Annotated in this window: 24 protein-coding genes; 10 read left to right on the top strand and 14 right to left on the bottom strand. The window is 33.3% G+C overall.

The annotated features are described in order from the left end of the window. Window positions 1-271: 271 nt before the first annotated feature. The 6 genes from ACWGOQ_RS13165 to rpmB all read right to left on the bottom strand — a co-directional run bounded on the left by ACWGOQ_RS13165 (window position 272) and on the right by rpmB (window position 3,715). A complete protein-coding gene (locus ACWGOQ_RS13165) occupies window positions 272-1,297 on the bottom strand; it encodes an amidase family protein (RefSeq protein WP_452058614.1) in 1,026 nt (341 codons plus the stop codon). Continuing rightward, window positions 1,227-1,943: an amidase family protein gene (locus ACWGOQ_RS13170; protein WP_452058615.1), complete on the bottom strand. Its 717-nt coding sequence runs from the start codon at window positions 1,941-1,943 to the stop codon at window positions 1,227-1,229. The genes ACWGOQ_RS13165 and ACWGOQ_RS13170 overlap by 71 nt, the downstream gene beginning before the upstream one ends. Before the next feature lie 90 nt (window positions 1,944-2,033). Next, entirely contained in the window at window positions 2,034-2,987 is a 954-nt protein-coding gene (ftsY, locus tag ACWGOQ_RS13175; RefSeq protein ID WP_452058616.1) for a signal recognition particle-docking protein FtsY, read from the bottom strand. A 124-nt stretch (window positions 2,988-3,111) separates the two neighbouring features. Further along, entirely contained in the window at window positions 3,112-3,264 is a 153-nt protein-coding gene (locus ACWGOQ_RS13180) for a DUF4295 domain-containing protein (RefSeq protein WP_452058617.1), read from the bottom strand. A 4-nt stretch (window positions 3,265-3,268) separates the two neighbouring features. Then, the gene (gene rpmG / locus ACWGOQ_RS13185) at window positions 3,269-3,451 is read right to left on the bottom strand and encodes a 50S ribosomal protein L33 (protein WP_027395522.1); all 183 of its coding nucleotides are present in this window, start codon (window positions 3,449-3,451) and stop codon (window positions 3,269-3,271) included. Window positions 3,452-3,475: 24 nt separating this feature from the next. Then, on the bottom strand, window positions 3,476-3,715 hold the full coding sequence (gene rpmB / locus ACWGOQ_RS13190) for a 50S ribosomal protein L28 (RefSeq protein WP_118461811.1): 240 nt from the start codon (window positions 3,713-3,715) through the stop codon (window positions 3,476-3,478). Between the two features lie 499 nt (window positions 3,716-4,214). Here rpmB and ACWGOQ_RS13195 point away from each other — a divergent pair, with 499 nt between their 5' ends. After that, window positions 4,215-4,616: a hypothetical protein gene (locus tag ACWGOQ_RS13195; RefSeq protein ID WP_452058618.1), complete on the top strand. Its 402-nt coding sequence runs from the start codon at window positions 4,215-4,217 to the stop codon at window positions 4,614-4,616. Window positions 4,617-5,211: 595 nt separating this feature from the next. Then, complete coding sequence (locus ACWGOQ_RS13200) at window positions 5,212-5,613, top strand: hypothetical protein (protein WP_452058619.1); 402 nt, start codon at window positions 5,212-5,214, stop codon at window positions 5,611-5,613. A 603-nt stretch (window positions 5,614-6,216) separates the two neighbouring features. Here ACWGOQ_RS13200 and ACWGOQ_RS13205 read toward each other — a convergent pair. The 5 genes from ACWGOQ_RS13205 to ACWGOQ_RS13225 form a co-directional block, all read right to left on the bottom strand. Beyond that, on the bottom strand, window positions 6,217-7,458 hold the full coding sequence (locus ACWGOQ_RS13205) for a CinA family nicotinamide mononucleotide deamidase-related protein (RefSeq protein WP_452058620.1): 1,242 nt from the start codon (window positions 7,456-7,458) through the stop codon (window positions 6,217-6,219). A gap of 1 nt (window position 7,459) precedes the next feature. Then, window positions 7,460-7,798: an Hpt domain-containing protein gene (locus ACWGOQ_RS13210; protein ID WP_452058621.1), complete on the bottom strand. Its 339-nt coding sequence runs from the start codon at window positions 7,796-7,798 to the stop codon at window positions 7,460-7,462. Continuing rightward, window positions 7,799-8,410: a fumarylacetoacetate hydrolase family protein gene (locus ACWGOQ_RS13215; protein ID WP_452058622.1), complete on the bottom strand. Its 612-nt coding sequence runs from the start codon at window positions 8,408-8,410 to the stop codon at window positions 7,799-7,801. It lies immediately after the preceding gene. An 18-nt stretch (window positions 8,411-8,428) separates the two neighbouring features. Then, a complete protein-coding gene (locus ACWGOQ_RS13220; protein ID WP_452058623.1) occupies window positions 8,429-9,208 on the bottom strand; it encodes an exonuclease domain-containing protein in 780 nt (259 codons plus the stop codon). 77 nt (window positions 9,209-9,285) lie between these two features. Next, window positions 9,286-9,969: a metal-dependent transcriptional regulator gene (locus tag ACWGOQ_RS13225; RefSeq protein ID WP_452058624.1), complete on the bottom strand. Its 684-nt coding sequence runs from the start codon at window positions 9,967-9,969 to the stop codon at window positions 9,286-9,288. A 51-nt stretch (window positions 9,970-10,020) separates the two neighbouring features. Here ACWGOQ_RS13225 and ACWGOQ_RS13230 point away from each other — a divergent pair, with 51 nt between their 5' ends. The 6 genes from ACWGOQ_RS13230 (at window position 10,021) to ACWGOQ_RS13255 (ending at window position 16,579) form a co-directional block, all read left to right on the top strand. Then, the gene (locus ACWGOQ_RS13230; protein WP_452058625.1) at window positions 10,021-10,815 is read left to right on the top strand and encodes a transporter; all 795 of its coding nucleotides are present in this window, start codon (window positions 10,021-10,023) and stop codon (window positions 10,813-10,815) included. 30 nt (window positions 10,816-10,845) lie between these two features. Beyond that, on the top strand, window positions 10,846-11,760 hold the full coding sequence (locus ACWGOQ_RS13235) for a metal ABC transporter solute-binding protein, Zn/Mn family (protein ID WP_452058626.1): 915 nt from the start codon (window positions 10,846-10,848) through the stop codon (window positions 11,758-11,760). A gap of 151 nt (window positions 11,761-11,911) precedes the next feature. Beyond that, window positions 11,912-12,649 (top strand): metal ABC transporter ATP-binding protein, encoded by a 738-nt coding sequence (locus ACWGOQ_RS13240; protein ID WP_452058627.1) that lies wholly within the window; start codon window positions 11,912-11,914, stop codon window positions 12,647-12,649. A 63-nt stretch (window positions 12,650-12,712) separates the two neighbouring features. Continuing rightward, entirely contained in the window at window positions 12,713-13,843 is a 1,131-nt protein-coding gene (locus tag ACWGOQ_RS13245) for a metal ABC transporter permease (RefSeq protein ID WP_452058628.1), read from the top strand. Then, complete coding sequence (locus ACWGOQ_RS13250; protein ID WP_452058629.1) at window positions 13,836-14,999, top strand: metal ABC transporter permease; 1,164 nt, start codon at window positions 13,836-13,838, stop codon at window positions 14,997-14,999. The genes ACWGOQ_RS13245 and ACWGOQ_RS13250 overlap by 8 nt, the downstream gene beginning before the upstream one ends. Window positions 15,000-15,454: 455 nt before the next feature. After that, the gene (locus ACWGOQ_RS13255) at window positions 15,455-16,579 is read left to right on the top strand and encodes a hypothetical protein (RefSeq protein ID WP_452058630.1); all 1,125 of its coding nucleotides are present in this window, start codon (window positions 15,455-15,457) and stop codon (window positions 16,577-16,579) included. A 39-nt stretch (window positions 16,580-16,618) separates the two neighbouring features. On the opposite strand, the gene ACWGOQ_RS13260 is transcribed toward ACWGOQ_RS13255, so the two are convergent. The 3 genes from ACWGOQ_RS13260 to ACWGOQ_RS13270 all read right to left on the bottom strand — a co-directional run bounded on the left by ACWGOQ_RS13260 (window position 16,619) and on the right by ACWGOQ_RS13270 (window position 17,815). Then, on the bottom strand, window positions 16,619-16,918 hold the full coding sequence (locus ACWGOQ_RS13260) for a metallophosphoesterase family protein (protein WP_452058631.1): 300 nt from the start codon (window positions 16,916-16,918) through the stop codon (window positions 16,619-16,621). 92 nt (window positions 16,919-17,010) lie between these two features. Then, window positions 17,011-17,331 (bottom strand): metallophosphoesterase, encoded by a 321-nt coding sequence (locus ACWGOQ_RS13265; protein ID WP_452058632.1) that lies wholly within the window; start codon window positions 17,329-17,331, stop codon window positions 17,011-17,013. Then, window positions 17,324-17,815 (bottom strand): hypothetical protein, encoded by a 492-nt coding sequence (locus ACWGOQ_RS13270; RefSeq protein ID WP_452058633.1) that lies wholly within the window; start codon window positions 17,813-17,815, stop codon window positions 17,324-17,326. Before ACWGOQ_RS13270 ends, ACWGOQ_RS13265 begins: the two co-directional genes overlap by 8 nt. Before the next feature lie 231 nt (window positions 17,816-18,046). Between ACWGOQ_RS13270 and ACWGOQ_RS13275 the strand changes: the two genes are divergently transcribed. Together ACWGOQ_RS13275 and ACWGOQ_RS13280 are read left to right on the top strand one after the other, a co-directional pair. Continuing rightward, a complete protein-coding gene (locus ACWGOQ_RS13275) occupies window positions 18,047-18,532 on the top strand; it encodes a MarR family winged helix-turn-helix transcriptional regulator (protein ID WP_452058634.1) in 486 nt (161 codons plus the stop codon). A 314-nt stretch (window positions 18,533-18,846) separates the two neighbouring features. Beyond that, entirely contained in the window at window positions 18,847-19,203 is a 357-nt protein-coding gene (locus ACWGOQ_RS13280) for a hypothetical protein (protein WP_452058635.1), read from the top strand. Window positions 19,204-19,240 lie beyond the last annotated feature (37 nt).

The raw sequence follows: 19,240 nt of genomic DNA on the forward strand, positions 1-19,240 counted from the left end.
GAAAAACATCAAGTATTGCTTTATGCAAGCTTTGTAATTATTTATTGCACTTCATTATTTGTAATATTATCCATGAACCTATAAAAAAAAACAAACAAAAGAGTTAGGAAGAATTAGTTGAATATAGGGAATTTTCAACTATTTAAAACCTCTGCGTTTAGAATTCATTTTTCATACGTAAGACCAATATTTCTAGTGTCGCAGAGGCTTAATTGTATCTTTATTTTGGTAAAAAAGAGGTTATTATAAAAATAGCCTCTTTTTTTATTAACTAATCAACATATTTAACAGGCATCTTACGCTCCATAGAAATTAACTCATAAGCATATCCTATCTGCAGTAATTCTGCCTCAGAAAAAGGCTTTGCTATAAACGTAAGTCCTTTTGGCTTGCCTCTAGCCGTGTACCCCATTGGCACTGTTAAGGCAGGATATTTAGCCACGGCAGCATAACCCGCATGATAGTTATTTATTGACAACACCGCATCTAGGTTATACGTATCAATTTGATTGTCAAAATACTTACGTGCCGTAGCGTTGAGATTTTTTTTTATTTTTTCAAGATCTTCTACAGAAGTACTATCTTTTACAATCCCTTCAAAAATACCTTGCCCGTAAGGAATTCTCATAAGTGTATCTCGCAAATTAAACGCAATTATATCTTCTATTGTTTTTACATTAACATTATCAATAGCGTTCTTTTTGATATATTCAGGAAGATCATTCTTCATATCGATATTCAAAATATTGAGAAATCCCGGTAACGCAGGTTGTGCTGGTTCTACCACTACCACCTCTCCACCCGCTCTTTCGATCTTGTCCATTGCTGTTGCATATAAAGAATCTTTTAGAAAGCTTTTAATAACACCAAACCGCTTTCCTTTGATAATCGAACCTTGTATAGATGTTAGAAAATCTGTTTCAGAAGATACAGATTCTATATCCTTTGGATCCTTACCTATCATTGCATTTAGCACAATTGCATTATCAGTTACATTTCTTGTCATCGGTCCAGGAGTATCTAAAGTGTTAGAAATTGGTACTATACCGGATCTACTTAACATACCAATTGTTGGCTTCAATCCAACTATAGAGTTTTGACTTGATGGAGACAAAATAGAACCACTTGTCTCTGTTCCGACCGCCGCTACGCAAAAATTTGCAGCAACAACAGCACCGCTACCAGAGCTTGAACCTCCACTTTCAAAAATCAATCTACCATACGGATTAAGCGTTTGTCCCCCCGATGGCGCTATATCCAACAGGACAACCAATACAAAGAAAATATGCCCATTCACTAAGGTTTGCTTTACCCAAGATCAATGCATTCTGATCCAATAATCGCTGGGTCACAAAAGCATTCGCTGTTTTATTATATTGTAACACAATCGCTCCAGCTGTTGTAAACATATCTTCGGCGCCGATATTATCTTTAAGCATCATTGGCATTCCAAAAACTGAATGAGAATCAATACTGTCTTTATTTACTTTATCTATAGCTCTTGCCTGTGCAATAACTTTTGGATTCAAGGATATTACAGCATTTAAGGAAAGAGAATTATCACTCTCGTATTTTCGAATTCTATATATATAAAACTTCGTCAATTCTTCATATGATAGTTTACCGTTTTTTACACTTTGTTGAATTGAAGGTATATCCTTTTCAAGTATAAACTGTTTTAATCTTTCATAATCTTTTTCTGAAAAATAATCTAACTCTAATTCTAGGGATTGCCATATATCATTTTTATCTAAAACTTTAGAATTCACTAGTTTTAAATGCATTCTTGGCTGTTCCAGTTTTTGTGTCGAATCCAAGTCTTTAGTTTCATCATAAGGAGCCCAAATAACTTTAGGCTGTAACTCTTTTAGCGGCTCTTTTTTTTCTTCTTTACAAGAAATAAGAACTAATAGTGATAAAAAAAAGTATGATAATTTCTTCATAGAATAGCAGTTAACAAAATTGAAATTATTAAAAAAAGGTGCTATGATTTTACCATAACACCTTTTTAACTATTCTGTAACAGTTATTTATTATTTAAAAAATGAATCTACGAATTCGTGTTTATTAAACACCTGAAGGTCTTCAATTCCTTCTCCTACTCCAATATACTTAACAGGAATCTGGAATTGGTCACTAATTCCAATAACGACTCCTCCTTTTGCCGTTCCATCTAGTTTTGTTACTGCCAGCGAAGTCACCTCGGTCGCTGCAGTGAATTGTTTTGCTTGTTCAAATGCATTTTGACCGGTAGAACCATCTAAAACTAACAACACATCGTGAGGAGCATCTCCTATCACCTTTTGCATCACACGCTTTACCTTTGTTAATTCATTCATCAAGTTTACTTTATTATGTAATCGCCCTGCGGTATCAATGATAATAACATCCGCATCTTGATTAACTCCAGATTGTAATGTATCAAAAGCTACAGATGCAGGATCGCTACCCATATCTTGCTTGATGATGGGAACATCCACTCGGTCTGCCCAGACTTGCAATTGATCTATTGCAGCAGCTCTAAAAGTATCTGCCGCACCCAACACCACCTTTAGACCCTTTTTATTAAACTGATAAGCTAACTTACCTATTGTAGTAGTTTTTCCTACACCATTAACCCCAACCACCATCAAAACGTATGGTTTCTTATCGACCGGAATCTCAAAGTCGGTAGCTTCTCCAGAGTTCGTTTCAGAAAGCAATCCTGCAATTTCTTCTCGTAGAATTTGGTTCAACTCCTCTGCTCCCAAATATTTATCCTGGGCTACCCGATCTTCTATTCGTTCTATAACTTTAATAGTTGTTTTTACACCAACATCACTGGTTACCAATACCTCTTCGAGGTTATCCAAGACATCATCATCTACTTTAGATTTACCAGCGACAGCTTTACTTAATTTAGAAAAAAAGCTGGTTTTGGATTTCTCTAACCCTTTATCCAAGGTTTCTTTTTTCTCAGAAGAGAATATTTTTTTAAACAAACTCATGTGTTGTATTCAAAATGCTAAAAAGTTAAAATTATGGATACCTCGTAATATCTTATAAATATAAAAAGAAAGAGCCATTCCAATAGAATTGAAACGGCTTCTTTTTAAAATATTTTCTTATAAATTACTTTTTCGTAAAAAAGTCATTTACTGCTTCCGGCTGCATTATTGACTCTACAAATGTATACGCTCCTGTTTTTGGAGATTTTACCATTTTAATAGCTTTTGTCAATCTCTTTGATCCTGTCTGTAACGATGCTACTGATTTCTTTGCCATTTTCTTATTTTATTTCTTTATGAACAGTCATTTTCTTTAGAATAGGATTAAATTTCTTTATTTCCATTCTGTCTGGAGTATTCTTCTTATTCTTTGTTGTAATATATCTTGATGTACCTGGTTTACCAGAAGCTTTGTGCTCTGTACATTCTAAGATTACCTGAACTCTATTACCTTTTTTTGCCATTGTAGTATCTTTTTAAACGCTGATTTATTTTGTTAAGAAACCTTTAGCTCTTGCTTCTTTTAAAACAGCAGCAATACCGTTTTTGTTTATATTCTTTAAAGCCGCAGTAGACACCTTAAGTGTTACCCAACGATCTTCTTCTGGAATATAAAAACGCTTTTTTATTAAATTCGCGTTGAATTTACGTTTTGTTTTATTCATCGCGTGAGAAACATTATTTCCCACCATCGCTTTCTTACCTGTAAGCTCGCAAACTCTTGACATCTTTTCTTGATTTTGGTATTATTTCAAAACAGGGTGCAAATTAACGAATTATTTACCGAACCTCCAATAATAGTTTTGTAATTTTTTACTCTTTTTTAAAATTTTGTTTCAATCCCACGATAAACCTTTAACCTCAGTATATTTTATCAACTATAATTACTATTAAAATCACTTGTAATCACTAAAACATCTCATACATATAAGGATACAACAGCCTTTTTATCAAAACAGGTATTTATACCTATATAACATATCGCTCTTACCGATTACTTTTACACCAGTTAGTTTTCATAACTGTAACTAACTACTTGATATGGGGTAATTGAGTAGTAAACAAGCGGATCTTAGGATCCGCTTTTTTTGTATGTTTTTATTGTCAATTATCTGAAAACAAAGAGAATCTTACAAACTTTGTTTTATCCTACTAAAAAAAACTTAAAAACATACTTCAAATAATTGATTATTAAAGCCCTAAATTGTATATTAGATAAAAAATGTTATGCTCCGAAACAGTACTCGTAAACTTGTGCGCAAACACATTCTCGATATCGGATCTTTTTATTTTTACGATCACTTTCTAATAGCAGAAATGAGTGATGGAGTTTCTGTTGATTATGATAAAGCCACAAAAATGTTTTTATTAGCAAAAGAGTATTATGGAAACAACATTCCATTTGTTTATATTACAAATCGAGTGAATTCGTACTCATTTAAGCCTACTGCACATTTTAAATCAACCAAACTATTCCCAAATTTAAGAGGTTATGGAGTAGTTACCTATGATGCCATTAATAATAAAATAGCTTCACTTGAACAGTCTTTTCTTAATGTTCCCACCAAGGTTTTTGATAATTTGGAAGATGCCGTACGATGGGTTGATGAATTAATCTTGCACGACTAAATCAACAAGGTTGTTATTTATAATTCAGAAAATTACAAATAAGTATATTTTAAACATAAACTAAAACATAAAACAATTATTACAAAAACAATGTATTACTCCGTATTTGGAAATCACCTTATACTAAATCTTAGATGGCCAACCATTTTATTAAGATCCTAATTCATAAGCACTGTTACCCAATTGAAACATCTTATCTCAATAAGAATTACATAATTTCTTAAATAAAAAGAAAGAATTATCATTACTTTCGAAAATTCTACAGATTTATTTCAAATAATTTATACTAAAGAAGAACTATTCCTCTCGCCTATATTCCCAATAAAAGACTCTTATAGATTTGAATCAGCAATGCATGTTAATTTCTTAAAATTAATTCTTAATTTTATTACTTACAGTTTTATAAGTTATAATGTAATCAATATCAAAATAGCTACCCTAGAATAGTCTTTTCTGAAAAAAATTAAAATTTTTGACGGTTTGAATGATGCACTATTCTAGATTTAAGCGTCGATTTTCAGCAGGCTAACCTTTTTGGTCAGATCAACTTTAAAGAATATAGTAAGCCAAAAAGCAACCCTAAAACACCATTAAAATGTATAAGAATTTAAACTGTAAACTAATAAATAAGTACGATCTAGATATTGGATCGTTTTACTTTGATAAAAATTTTGTAATATCAGAAATAAAGAATGGGATTATATTTAGCGCAGAAAACTCTGCGGAACTATACCAATTAATTGAAAACCATTATCATAAAACAACATCGTTTTTTTACATTGCTAACCGCAAAAATTTCTATTCCTTCAATCCGATAGGACACTTCAGGTTCATTGAACTCTTTCCCAACGCTAAGGCTTATGCTGTGGTTGTATACGATCAAAAAAACCGACAAATAGCGGAGTACGAAAAATACTTTGTGCGAGCGTCAACAGACATTTTTGATAATTTAGAAGAAGTCATTTTATGGGGAAAAGAAATAATTTTTTCAGATTAACAAATAAAATTGTATTCGAAAATATAGAAATAAATGTATATCGAAGTTTCCATAGGTTATAATGAAATAACACAAACTATATCGTTAGAAACCCTTAGATTTGTATTAAATCACTGAATTACCGATGCTCAGAAGAAATAATCACCTCAGTTTCCCGACATATTCATAACTAATATAAAAATAAAACGTTATGAGAATAACAGTACGTGATACATTGATTCAAAAATATGATCCCAACTTAGGTACTTATTACTTTTATGAGCAATATAATATATTATCGCAGAGATTAAAGAAGGTGAAGTATTAACGTTAGATAAACTTAACAATCTGATATACCCCTTGTGTAAAAACATTATGGAGATGGTAAACCTTTTACTTATATTTCGGACAGAGTCTATTCCCTCTCGATAACACCTACTGATTATCTTAATTGTGCGTTATGGTAGATGCATAATTCTAAACGGTACGGAGTAGTTACTTACAATTTAATCAGTCCCAAATCTACATTGATTGAAAAGCATTTTACTAAGAGACCTTTTTATAATTTCAACCATCTTGAGGATGCTATTGAATGGTCTAAAAATATCCTAAACTTAAGCTAAATCACCTCAATTTATTCAAAAGTAACTCGAAAGATTTATTGACTGCTTTACCGATGGTTCTCTCACGTAAATTGCTAAATACAAACTTCTCTGAAAAAACACGATCTGGAGTAGCGATTGCTATAAAAACAGTTCCCACTTCAACGTCACCATCTCCTTTTAAAGGCCCTGCGTTACCCGTAGTTGCAATAGCATAATCTGATTTAAATTTATTTTTAACACCCAATGCCATAGACTTTGCCACTTCATGGCTTGTTACTGTAAACTTCTCGATCAGATCTTTTTCTATGCCTAAAATATCCATTTTAGATTGTGTAGCATACGTGACAACCGCTCCTTTAAAAAAAGCAGAAGAACCTGCGTGAGCTGTTATAGACTGCGCTATTTTACCGCCTGTACAGCTTTCCGCTACTGCCAGATATTGCCCTCGAGAAGACAATAATTTTCCTATCAATGTTTCAATAGATTCATCTTCTTCAAAACCGACGATAATATCACCAATAATTGTATTCAGATCTGCAATCCTTTCCGAAAGCATATCCTTTAATAATTGCTCATCCGTTCCACGTGCAGAAAGTCGCAACCTGACTCTTCCTAAGCTAGGAAGATATGCAAGCTTTATAAAAGATGGTAAACTATCTTCCCATAGTTCTATTTTTTTTGCAATTGCACTTTCACCCAAACCATAGGTTAATACCGTTTTATGAATAATAAATGGGCGTTCAAATCTTTTCTGAAGCCTTGGCAACACCTCATCTTTCATAAGGTTTTTCATTTCAAAAGGTACGCCTGGCATAGCAACAAATACGGTATCATCTTTTTCTAACCACATCCCGGGTGCAGTCCCATAATTATTCATCAACACTATTGCTTTGCTAGGAACAAGCGCCTGTATCCTATTGATATCCGTAACTGGTGTATGAATATATTTTGCAAACAGAGCTTCGATATGATATAATACATCATCATCCTGAACTAATGAGTCATTGAAAAATTCACAAATGGTATGCTTGGTAACGTCATCCTTTGTAGGGCCTAATCCACCAGTAATGACTACAACATTTACTCTATGTTTTGCCTCTTCGAGTGCGTTAAGAATATGCTGTTTGTCATCCTGAACAGAAGTTATTTGATATACATCAACACCAATTTTATTAAGTTCTTTCCCTATGAAAGCAGCATTTGAATCAACAATCTGACCAATAAGGATTTCATCTCCAATGGTGATTATTTCTGCCTGCATACTATTGAAAATCCGCTTTCAGATCTTCGATAGCACCATTAACTGTAGTAACGATATGATTTAATACAGGTAGTATCTCAGACTGTTCTTTGCCTGATTTAGACCAGGCTTCTATTTGTTTTATCTCTTTTAAAAGATCTATACCAAATAACTGTAGGTTTGGTTTCATTTTATGAGCAAACTGATATGCCGTCTGAGGATTATTATCATTTACCGCCTGAACCATACCACTAAGATCTGGAGGTATTTCTTCTAAAAAAGTTTGTACTAATACTATTATAAACTCATCGTCTCCACCAGACAATTCATTAACACTTTCTAAGCTATACCCTTTGCTCATTTATTTAATTCTTATTGAAAAAATTTGTTGTTTTTCTATAAAACCAGTCATAGTATCGTCTGTCTTAACAGTACCAACTCCGGCTGGTGTTCCTGTAAAGATAACATCTCCGATCTTTAAAGTAAAATATTTTGACACATATTCTATCAATTCATCAATCTTCCACAACATAAACCTTGTATTTCCTTTTTGAACGGTCTCCCCGTTTTTTTCTAAGTGAAAATCAATATTATTAAGATCCTGAAAGTTTTCTTTGGAAACCCAACTACCAATAACAGCAGCCCCATCAAAAGCCTTAGCCTTTTCCCAGGGCAAACCTTTAGACTTTAATGTGTACTGTAAGTCTCGGGCAGTAAAATCGATACCCAGCCCAATTTCGTCATAATATTTATGAGCAAATTTTTTATCAATATGCTTTCCTACTTTCTTAATTTTTACCAAAATTTCTACCTCGTGATGTACATCATCGGAGAAATCTGGAATAAAAAATGGTTGTTTTTTTAATAAGATTGCTGTATCCGGCTTCATAAATACGACCGGATCCGTTGGTTTTTCATTTTCTAGTTCCTCAATATGATCGGTATAATTACGACCTATACAAATAAGCTTCATACAATTATTAATAAGGAATTATGGTTTCAGGCTATTATTTAATTTACGAAGTCTAACAGCAGTAAGTACTTTCTTTGTATATAAAGGAAAATCTGCATTTTGCAGCCATCCAAAATACCCAGGCTCTTCTTCCATTACTTTTTCTACTAATTTACCCTTGTGCTTACCAAAAGAAAAAATTTCTCTTCCTTCTTTATCATATGCGATAAAACCTGCAAAATCTGCAAACTGCTTTCTGGAGCTAAACTCTGCAAGAAACTTAGTGTCATTTTCTAACTCAGGATACCTATCCAATTGCGCTTTCAGAACCTCATAAGTGGCATTGGTATCAGCCGCTGCAGAGTGTGCATCTTCTAAATCTTTGTCACAATAAAACTTATAAGCCGCAGCCAAAGTCCTTTTTTCCATTTTATGAAAAATAGTCTGCACATCTACGGCTGCAGCATTCTTCATATCAAAATCGATATCGGCGCGCAACAATTCTTCTGCCAACAAAGGGATATCAAAGCGATTAGAATTAAATCCACCCAAGTCGCATCCTTTTATCATATCATTAACCTGATTTGCTAATTGTTTAAAAGTAGGTTCATTAGCCACTTTTTCATCAGTAATTCCATGTATTTCAGTAGTCTCTGGCGGAATAGGTATTTCAGGATTAACTAGCCATGTTTTGCTTTCCTTATTACTATTAGGAAAAACTTTCAGGATAGAGATTTCGACGATTCGATCTTTAGAAATGTTAATACCGGTTGTTTCCAGATCAAAAAAACAGATCGGTTTTTTTAAATTAAGCTCCATAAATTGATTGTGTGGCTCAAAGATAACAGGTAAATCTTATAATCTGTTACAGTAAAACTTTTTTTAACATTTTAACATTATATCAATTTAACAAAAACATTGTCTGCAAATTTTCTAGTTACTGTTTCCTCTGAATTATTGAACATGATTTTCATAGAACCATCAAATTCTCTTACTTCTAAAACACGTATCTCACTACTAAGTGCCAATCCAATCTCAGATACATATTTAAGAAATGAAACAGAAGCGTCATTTACAGAAACTAATCTACAGATAGCACCTTCTGCTAATGAAGACAACGTTATCTTTGGCAAGATAGAATACTCACCATCTGCATTTGGGATTACCTCGCCGTGAGGATCCTTGGCCGGAAAATCCATAAACCGATCCAGTTCATTAATTAATTTTTGAGATTTAATATGCTCTAATTGCTCTGCTACTTCATGTACTTCATCCCAACCAAAATTTAAATATTGGCAAAGAAAAGTTTCCCAAAGCCTATGTTTTCTGATCAAACGCACTGCTATCGAGCGTCCTTCTTCGGTTAACTCTAACTTACCATATTTTTCACTTACCACATATCTCTTGGCCTTCAACTTTTTAACCATATTGTTTGTCGACGCAGGAGAAACCTTAAGATAATCCGCAAGCTGGTTGTTCCCAACTTTAGAAGAGCTATTTTCTACAAGTAATTGAAATAGCGCTTTCAAGTAATCCTCTTCACTCTTTGTTAAATTATTCAAATTTATTTTGTTAGTCATAACTAACTTCTTTAGTTTTGTATTTGTAACAAAACAAAAGTACTAAACCTAATGCAATTACACAGAACCATTTTACTTACTTTATTGAGTTGTCTAATTTTTAAAGCTGTTTTTTCTCAGGAAAACAATACTATTGGACCTCTCGTTACCGATAGACCCGATGCTACCGAGTCTCCCACAGTAGTACCAAAAGGATATTTACAAATAGAAACAGGAGCTTTTTATGAAGACGCAGGAACCAACGCTCTACAACAAAAAACCACTACATTTAATACTACCTTATTGAGGTACGGATTATTAGATAATCTAGAACTTAGAATTGGGTGGGATTTTGCTGAAATCAAAACCAAAATCAATGGTGTAGAGTTAGAAGATATTGACAGTGGATTATCACCTTTATTATTAGGAGCAAAAATTGGAATTGCTAAAGAGCAAGGGTTTCTACCCGAAATAGGTATCATTGGACACCTATTCTTACCATTTACCGCGGCTGAGGATTTTAGACCCGAAACTACTGCAGTAGACTTTAGGTTTTCATTTTCACACACACTCAACAAAAAATCTAATCTATCATATAATCTTGGGGCAGCTTGGCGAAACGATTCTCCAGAAACCGCTTATGTATACACAATCTCTTATGGATATAGCATTACCGATTCTTTTGGAATATACGGCGAATTGTATGGCGATTTACCTGAAGACAGCAGAGCCAATCATCTTTGGGATGCTGGATTAACTTATTTGTTAACCAATAACATACAACTAGACACTACCATAGGTTCTGGAATTACAGAAGGACAAAACCTATTGCTAAGCGCAGGTATTAGCGTAAGATTACCGAACTAACCTTTTTTAATTTTAAAAAATTCAATAGCGATGCAAAAGATATTATCAACCCTTATAGTTTCTATCATCTTGTTATCCTGTAAACAGGAAACAAAAGACCCAAATCAAAAATTAAAGGTGGTTACAACCACTACGATGATCACGGATCTTGTGCAAAATATTGGCGGTGATGCAATCATAGTTCAGGGATTAATGGGCTCTGGAGTAGACCCACATTTATACAAAGCTAGCGAAGGTGATGTTACAAAATTGACAAACGCTGATGTCATATTTTATAATGGGCTTCACCTTGAAGGAAAACTGGTAGAGGTATTTGAGAAAATGGGAAGTCAAAATATCAAAACGATCGCTGTAGGTGAAATTTTGGATAAGAGTATCCTTATCGGATCCGATTATTTTGCATCCAACTATGATCCACATATTTGGTTTAGTATCAAGAACTGGAAACAAGTCGCTACTTTTACTATTGAAAAATTAAAAGAGTTAGATCCTACAAATGCTAAAACTTTTGAATCTAACGGGAAAAAATACCTAGAAAAACTAGCTATTCTTGAAACTAAACTTAAAACTACCATAGAAACATTGCCCAAAGAAAAAAGGATACTTGTTACCGCTCATGATGCTTTTAGTTATTTTGGAAAAGAATACGAATTTAATGTTGTTGGTCTACAGGGGTTATCTACTGCTACAGAAGCCGGTGTGCAAGATGTGCAAAAATTAGCTTCCTTTATTATTGAAAATAAAGTAAAAGCTATTTTTGTAGAAACATCCGTTCCTAAACGTACTATTGCTGCACTACAGGCAGCAGTTAAATCCAAAGATCATGAAGTCACGATTGGAGGCACTTTATACTCTGATGCTCTGGGTAATCCTGGTACTTTTGAAGGAACATATATAGGAATGTTTGAATTTAATGTAAATACCATTGTAAATGCTTTGAAGTAGGTTTTCTGTAGTACTTAGCTAATTTTAAGCACTATCGAATGAATACGGAGAACTCAAGAAACAATTGAAAAAAGACCATTAGTTCGAGAGAAATAATATAAAAATAAGCACCAATGAAATATAAACTGCTAATGACAAAAAATGACTACTGATGGAGAACAAGATAGCTGTACAAATAGACGACCTCACCGTTGCTTATAATTACAAACCTGTTTTATGGGATATTGACCTTACGATCCCAGAAGGTGTTCTTATGGCAATTGTAGGGCCTAATGGCGCAGGAAAATCAACCTTAATCAAGTCGATTTTGGATATTATTAAACCAATTGCAGGAAGTGTAAAAATATACAACAAACCTTACAAGAAACAAAGAGCACTTGTCGCATATGTTCCACAGAAAGGCAGTGTAGACTGGGATTTTCCAACTACTGCACTCGATGTAGTAATGATGGGCACTTATGGTAGTCTAGGTTGGATCAAAAGACCTGGGCAGAAAGAAAAAAAAGCTTCATTGGAAGCTTTAGAAAAAGTAGGTATGCTTGCCTTTAAAGGCAGGCAAATTAGTCAGCTTTCTGGAGGACAACAGCAACGTATCTTTCTGGCTAGAGCCCTGGTACAAAATGCGTCTATCTATTTTATGGATGAGCCGTTTCAAGGAGTGGATGCCACCACAGAAAAAGCTATTATCAATATTCTTAAGGAGCTTAGAAAAGATGGGAAAACCGTTATAGTAGTCCACCATGATTTACAAACGGTTCCGGAATATTTTGATTGGGTAACATTCTTAAATGTAAAAAAAATCGCGACGGGTCCCGTAAAAGATATTTTTAACGATGATAATTTGACCAAAACTTATGGAATTAATTACAAAGTAAGTGTACAGCAGTAAAAATTGATGGTTCGTAATGACTATTGAGAGACACCTTAGTAACTGACGATATACAACCAAAAAATGGATGTTTTAGAATATATACAACTTGTTTTTACAGATTACACGCTACGCACTATTACATTGGGTACAGCTATTCTGGGTGCCATCTGTGGTATGTTAGGAAGTTTTGCTGTCCTCAGAAAACAAAGTTTACTAGGTGATGCTATCTCGCACGCCGCCTTGCCGGGTATTGCTATTGCTTTCTTAATTATCGGGGCAAAAAACAGCAACGCCTTTTTATTGGGTGCGCTAGTCAGTGGTTTGGTCGGAAGTTTCTGGATTAGAGGGATCGTTAAAAAAACACATTTAAAGTCAGATACCGCTTTGGGACTTATTCTCTCCATATTCTTTGGTTTTGGAATGCTATTACTCACCTATATTCAAAAATTACCGAATGCCAATCAGGCCGGATTAGAAAATTATCTTTTTGGACAAGCTGCCACCCTTTTAGAAAGCGATGTTTGGATGATGTCACTCGTAACTGGAATCTGCCTTATTGTTTTACTACTTTTCTGGAAAGAACTTAAGTTATCGCTTTTTGACATTGACTATACTACAACTTTAGGTTTTAATATCAAATTTCTTGATGTTTTGATTACTACTTTTATCGTTATTGCCATTGTTTTGGGATTACAAACCGTGGGTGTTGTCTTAATGAGTGCTATGCTTCTTGCTCCGGCTGCTGCTGCAAGGCAATGGACTAACAGTTTGTCGATGATGGTCATTTTAGCCGCTATCTTTGGAGCTTTTTCAGGAGTCATCGGAACTGCCATAAGCGCCAGTCATCATAATCTATCCACCGGACCTGTCATTGTTTTGGTGGCTGCCGTATTTGTGTTAGTTTCTTTTGTTTTTTCTCCAGGCAGGGGATTGCTATTTAGAGAAATTCGTTTTAGGAAAAACAGAAATGATCTACAACTACACAAGACGCTTTCATTTATGTATAATATTGCTAGGGATCACGAAGATATTTCACATCCACACGCAATCAAAATATTAAATAATTTTCAGGGATTCACTAAAAAGTCTTTGCAGAAACTAGAAGACAAAGATTATGTAAGAATTGATGGAAACATGTGGTCACTAACAAATTCTGGATATAAAACTGCTGCGAATTTATATAATCAATTAACAAAAACAGAGGATGAGTAGTGCACAGATCGAAATACAATTGATTGCTAGTTTGGTTGCCATTGCCTGCGCTATTCCAGGGACTTTTCTGGTATTACGTAAGATGGCATTAATAACAGACGCTATTAGTCATTCTATCTTGCCGGGGATAGTAATTGGCTTTTTTATTACCCACGACCTATCTTCACCTTTGTTAATTCTACTTGCTGCTTTTAGTGGAGTACTAACCGTTGTGTTGGTAGAGTTTATCCAAAAAACCGGATTGGTAAAAGAAGACACTGCGATCGGATTGGTTTTTCCTGCTATGTTTAGTCTTGGAGTAATTATGATTGCTCAGAATGCAAATGACGTACATTTAGACATAGATGCTGTATTACTTGGAGAACTTGCTTTTGCTCCGTTTGACCGATTGATTATCAATGGTATTGATGTTGGACCCAAATCTTTGTGGATCATTGGAACCATATTAATCGTTTCTCTAGGACTACTTTTTGCTTTTTTTAAAGAATTAAAAGTCAGCACTTTTGATGCTGGATTGGCAGCGGCACTAGGATTGTCACCAGTTATTATGCATTATGGATTAATGACTGTAGCATCTATCACTACTGTGGGAGCTTTTGATGCAGTGGGAGCTATTTTAGTTATTGCCTTTATGATTGCACCCGCTGCTACGGCATATCTGCTCACCAACAATCTTAAAAAAATGCTTTTGCTAGCTTGTTTGTTTGGAGTCATTTCTGCGGTTGCCGGATATTGGTTAGCTCATGGATTGGACACTTCCATTTCAGGGTCTATGACCAGCGTACTCGGAATCAATTTTTTGACCATATACTTATTTGCTCCTAATAAAGGATATTTTTCGGTATTGTATCGCCAAAAACAACAACGTATCGAGGTTTCCTTATTGACATTTTTATTACACCTAGATAATCATGAGGATGACGAAACAGAAAGACATGTAAAACACCTGAACGAACATATCAACTGGCAAAAAGTAAGAGCAAAATCAGTATTAGAACTAGCATTAAAAAATAATATGATTTTAATCAATAATGATATCGTTTCTCTAACTGAAAAAGGGAAACATTTTACTACAGAAGCCATTGATTATATTGTGACTAACAAGAATTCTGAAATTGAAAAAATGAAAGAACGATTTTTCTTATTTAGAGGGTAATGATAAGTGCTCTCTATAAATTTTGGTAAAAATAAAACGCAAACTCCACCTCTTGATAAAAAAAGTACCGTTTTTAACAGAAGATATTGATAGTAACAACAATTTACTATCGCCAATATTTCGGAGGAAAACGAAAGATCAAGGATACAACAGAGATACTATGACGCTTTCTTTTGTAGAATATGACAAAAAGTTATAGCATCCAAGATTTTAATGCGTTTATTGAACACCTAAAACCAAGGTCGAAGGAAGGCGTACAGGTTAAACGAACTTCTATTTTTTAAGTAAGTTATATAGCGGTATTTTTGGTTATAACAATTCAAATTACAGGCTCAAAATTTACTTAATCAAGAAAAACCATTTCATTGACTTTCATTTACTTTTCCTACATCAAAAAAAATATTTAAAAGTTTAAAAAAACGCTATTTTTGCGAAAATAAATTAAACCAAATATGATGAGAAACTTTTCACTAAAATTCTCAATTAGCTTAATTATTGTAACCTTTCTATCCTGTAGTTCAGACAATAATATCAGCAATAGTGATGATGACAACATCATTGACGATTCGAAAAAAGTACCTTCTTTTTTAATTATTGGAAGAAATAGTAACGGGAATACATTTCAATATGATTTTAATGAAGAATCTCAATCTGGTGAACTAAAAAACATTACAGAACAAACCCCATTCTTTTATAATTCTGTAACTTTTAGAGAAAATCTACTTTCTTTTTATCAACTACAATCCCTTTGGTTAAAGAATATTAATACCAATAATGTTACTGTTAGAGAAAATTTCTTTAATAATTCTGAGGGAGAAACTCCTTTTTTACATAAAAACTCTGGTAGTACTATATTTTCAGCATATATAAGACTATCAGTATCAGATGACCTTTATATTAGAGCTAAAGATATTCTCAGCTCTACTGAAGTTGATATTTTAATCGGTAAAGCTGATTCAGTGTATGACTTGTTATACAGCCAAAATCGTTTAATAATAGTTTATTCGTTTACTGAAAATCAAGAGACAATATATTCAGTATCTGTATTAAATACCCTGGATTACACAATCATAAAGACCCTGGAATTTGATTTTAGACCTCAATTTATCGCTCCAACTGATTCCGGTGATTTACTTTTAAGACACGGCTTTTCTTCTACTTATGGTCTATACACTTTAGATAACATGGAATTAACCAATGAATACACATCTGAAATTGGTTTGTCAGGAGTAGGTCACGGATTATATAAAGAAAATACCGCTTATTATCTTGAACCTCTGCCAGTTCCAGGTCCTTACCCGTATTTCCCCTCCATTTATAATCTAGAAACGAAAACAAACAAATTCATTAATCTTTTTTCTGTATTATCTGATTACCAAGCAACCAATAGTATTACTGGTATTACATTTATTGATAGTGTTTTTAATTTTGAAAATAACACTGTCCTGATGTCAACCAGAGTTGGATACGGTAACGATATTTATAAAGCTGTTATTTTTGTATTTGATGTTGATGGAAATATGCTATCAAATATTATCATTGATGAGGATTTTTCCCCTTACTATTTATTTTTAAAATAAATTAACAGGAATAATAAATTGCAAAATGGTTTTTAACCTTTAAAATAAAATCACTTCAGAGGATACTTGATCAATATATAGCTCTATCATCCGGTATCCAAATGAATTATTGTGGACTTTAATCTCTTTCAAATCTTTTTCTACCTGATATGAGGCTGCTGGTGTAATGTATTGTGTTATGTTCTCATTACGAGAATGATCTTCCACATGATAATGACCACAAAAAATAGCAATATCATTAGTTACTTGCTCTAATAGAGGATCTTGAATTTTTTCTCTTCCCTTCAAAGAAAAACGTGTATCCATCATATTAGGTATCGCTAAAATAGGGTGATGCACAAATAGCTATACTTTTTTGGTAGTCATTAATTCAGTTTTTAGCCAGGCTAGTTGTTTATCGCTTATTACTTCTGTACTGGAATCTAAAAAGATTAATTTAAAAAAACATTTTCCTGACTATAAAAAAGTTCACTAACTGTAGTATCCGTACCGTTTTTATAGTATTTTATCGCTTCAGAAAAAACGTCATGATTTCCCAAAGTAATAGATAGATTGTATTTTTTTAATGAGTCAAAAAACCAGGAATTTGATGATTTTTTTCCGATATCTCCTCCATAGATAATTTCTGTGATATCTTTGGAATCAATATCTTTTAAAATAGCTTTCCAGTTATTTCTACTATCAACCCCCAAGATTTTAGGAAATTCCTCATCAAGATGAATGTCGGTAATATATGCTACCCTCTTAATCATATTTAAGACTTAACACCTTACCTTCTTTTTTTGCTTTATTATCCATAGCAGCACCTATAGCTAGGCCTATAGCTAATCCAATCTGCATTCCAAACGTCATCCCGTAAATTAACCCTTTGGAAACATTTGATTCGAAACCGAAAACTACGCCAAAGGTCATTCCTAAACTCATCCCTAAACACATTCCGATGCTCATTCCCAAGGTCATATAATATTTATCTGATATTAAGGAAAGCTCCTTTTTTATAAAATCAGAAAACTCCTTGAGTGTCTTTTTAAAATACTTTTTTCTGCTTTCTCTACTGACATCAACACCAAATGCGCTAAGTTTTTCCTCAATTGTTTCTAGTTGCTCTTCACTCAAATCTCTACTTTCTAGTTGAGATAAAATTCGTAAGATTTTATTATAAATCTTTATTTCAGATGTATCATCCGTTTCAGTAATTAGGTTCCTAAAAAATTTTGACGCTTCAATAATATTCATAGCAATTTAGTTTTTAGTATTAAAAAAGAGATACTCACTAAATAATTAGTAGTTATGTTCTTTAATTTGTTACAGCTATATCGACAGAACTCTATAAAAACACCTTTTTCATGATAAATACATATGTTATGAATCTGAGACTTCTACATTTTAAAGAGATATAGTTTCAATATTATCGACTAATAATACTTATGTTTATATCTTTGTATTATTCTTTTAAATAAATCATTTGTGAAATACATTGAAATACTAGTTAAACTGCGCAAAATAATTCGATCTATTAATCTGGAAAGCAAAAAGATTGAAAAGGAGTTTGGTATTAGTATTCCACAGTTATTGGTTTTACAGTTTTTATCAGAACAAGAAGATTACAGAGCTTCTGCCAAAGAAATAAGGATTTATATTAACCTTAACGCCAGTACGGTATCTGGAATTATTAGCAGATTGGAATCCAAAGGATTAGTAGCAAAACTACCTAAGCCTAACGATAAAAGAACTATATATATTACGCTTACCGCAAAAGGTGCGGACATACTGCATCGATCCCCAACTACCTTACAAGAAAAAACAACAGAAAAGCTACAAAAACTTACTCAGGAACAAATTGACGAACTGGATCGAAACATTGAATTATTAGCTTCTATCATGGATGCTGAAAACATCGATGCTGCTCCGCTAATTACTATAAAAGAAATGACTCCTGAGGATAATAGATAGATCTACAGGATAATATCATTGCTACACGTTACAGTGTAACTCCTTTTCTGTGACACGACTAACTGTTGGACTACCAGCTTTTTTGGAGTATATTTAGTAAATAATATGATACTAATATCATTATTTTCTACAGAACTAAAAGTTCAATTTAATTGAGTTATTTGCACCCAAAAACATTGTAAAACATTATAAATAAAGGCTTTTAACAAAAATAAAACAACAAATAGTTCCTATAGAAACTATTTTTTTTGTAAATTTGTATACTCATTTGAAATAAATGGGTTAAAGAATTATGTTTAATTTAAAAAATCAGCATGGAAAAGGAAACTTATTTGGAGAAAGCATTAGCGTGGGCAGAAAAAAGAGCAACTATATCTTTAAAAGCAGTTCCAGATGGCTATGAAGACCCAAAAGTTTTTCGAAGTACAAAAACTGATTTGAAGATTCAGCCAGACATGTCTTTTGTTACCCACGGCGGATCAAAACATTTTTCTGATATAGCCCTTAAGAATGAGGATGATAAAACATTAGTTGTGCGATGGAAACTACTAGGTTTTATGGCTCAGATGAAACGCGGAAAGCTACATTTGTTAGCACCACGTGGTCATAAGTCATTTACTGAAAAATTAGTAGCTAGACACAACATCAACGCAGTCATACATTCAATTTAAGAACTGTGCTTCTAAGTTACCCAAAATAAATCTTATT

It is taken from the genome of Aquimarina ulvae (assembly GCF_053613295.3).

Excerpts from the sequence above, each read along its gene's own strand:
- ACWGOQ_RS13180 (WP_452058617.1), bottom strand. The coding sequence starts at position 3,264 with ATGGCAAAGAAATCAGTAGCATCGTTACAGACAGGATCAAAGAGATTG.
- ACWGOQ_RS13195 (WP_452058618.1), top strand. The coding sequence starts at position 4,215 with ATGCTCCGAAACAGTACTCGTAAACTTGTGCGCAAACACATTCTCGAT.
- ACWGOQ_RS13245 (WP_452058628.1), top strand. The coding sequence starts at position 12,713 with ATGGATGTTTTAGAATATATACAACTTGTTTTTACAGATTACACGCTA.
- ACWGOQ_RS13280 (WP_452058635.1), top strand. The coding sequence starts at position 18,847 with ATGGAAAAGGAAACTTATTTGGAGAAAGCATTAGCGTGGGCAGAAAAA.
- ACWGOQ_RS13225 (WP_452058624.1), bottom strand. The coding sequence starts at position 9,969 with ATGACTAACAAAATAAATTTGAATAATTTAACAAAGAGTGAAGAGGAT.
- ACWGOQ_RS13235 (WP_452058626.1), top strand. The coding sequence starts at position 10,846 with ATGCAAAAGATATTATCAACCCTTATAGTTTCTATCATCTTGTTATCC.
- ACWGOQ_RS13270 (WP_452058633.1), bottom strand. The coding sequence starts at position 17,815 with ATGAATATTATTGAAGCGTCAAAATTTTTTAGGAACCTAATTACTGAA.
- ACWGOQ_RS13200 (WP_452058619.1), top strand. The coding sequence starts at position 5,212 with ATGTATAAGAATTTAAACTGTAAACTAATAAATAAGTACGATCTAGAT.
- ACWGOQ_RS13205 (WP_452058620.1), bottom strand. The coding sequence starts at position 7,458 with ATGCAGGCAGAAATAATCACCATTGGAGATGAAATCCTTATTGGTCAG.
- ACWGOQ_RS13210 (WP_452058621.1), bottom strand. The coding sequence starts at position 7,798 with ATGAGCAAAGGGTATAGCTTAGAAAGTGTTAATGAATTGTCTGGTGGA.
- ACWGOQ_RS13215 (WP_452058622.1), bottom strand. The coding sequence starts at position 8,410 with ATGAAGCTTATTTGTATAGGTCGTAATTATACCGATCATATTGAGGAA.
- ACWGOQ_RS13250 (WP_452058629.1), top strand. The coding sequence starts at position 13,836 with ATGAGTAGTGCACAGATCGAAATACAATTGATTGCTAGTTTGGTTGCC.
- rpmB (WP_118461811.1), bottom strand. The coding sequence starts at position 3,715 with ATGTCAAGAGTTTGCGAGCTTACAGGTAAGAAAGCGATGGTGGGAAAT.
- ACWGOQ_RS13230 (WP_452058625.1), top strand. The coding sequence starts at position 10,021 with ATGCAATTACACAGAACCATTTTACTTACTTTATTGAGTTGTCTAATT.
- rpmG (WP_027395522.1), bottom strand. The coding sequence starts at position 3,451 with ATGGCAAAAAAAGGTAATAGAGTTCAGGTAATCTTAGAATGTACAGAG.
- ftsY (WP_452058616.1), bottom strand. The coding sequence starts at position 2,987 with ATGAGTTTGTTTAAAAAAATATTCTCTTCTGAGAAAAAAGAAACCTTG.
- ACWGOQ_RS13255 (WP_452058630.1), top strand. The coding sequence starts at position 15,455 with ATGAGAAACTTTTCACTAAAATTCTCAATTAGCTTAATTATTGTAACC.
- ACWGOQ_RS13265 (WP_452058632.1), bottom strand. The coding sequence starts at position 17,331 with ATGATTAAGAGGGTAGCATATATTACCGACATTCATCTTGATGAGGAA.
- ACWGOQ_RS13220 (WP_452058623.1), bottom strand. The coding sequence starts at position 9,208 with ATGGAGCTTAATTTAAAAAAACCGATCTGTTTTTTTGATCTGGAAACA.
- ACWGOQ_RS13240 (WP_452058627.1), top strand. The coding sequence starts at position 11,912 with ATGGAGAACAAGATAGCTGTACAAATAGACGACCTCACCGTTGCTTAT.
- ACWGOQ_RS13170 (WP_452058615.1), bottom strand. The coding sequence starts at position 1,943 with ATGAAGAAATTATCATACTTTTTTTTATCACTATTAGTTCTTATTTCT.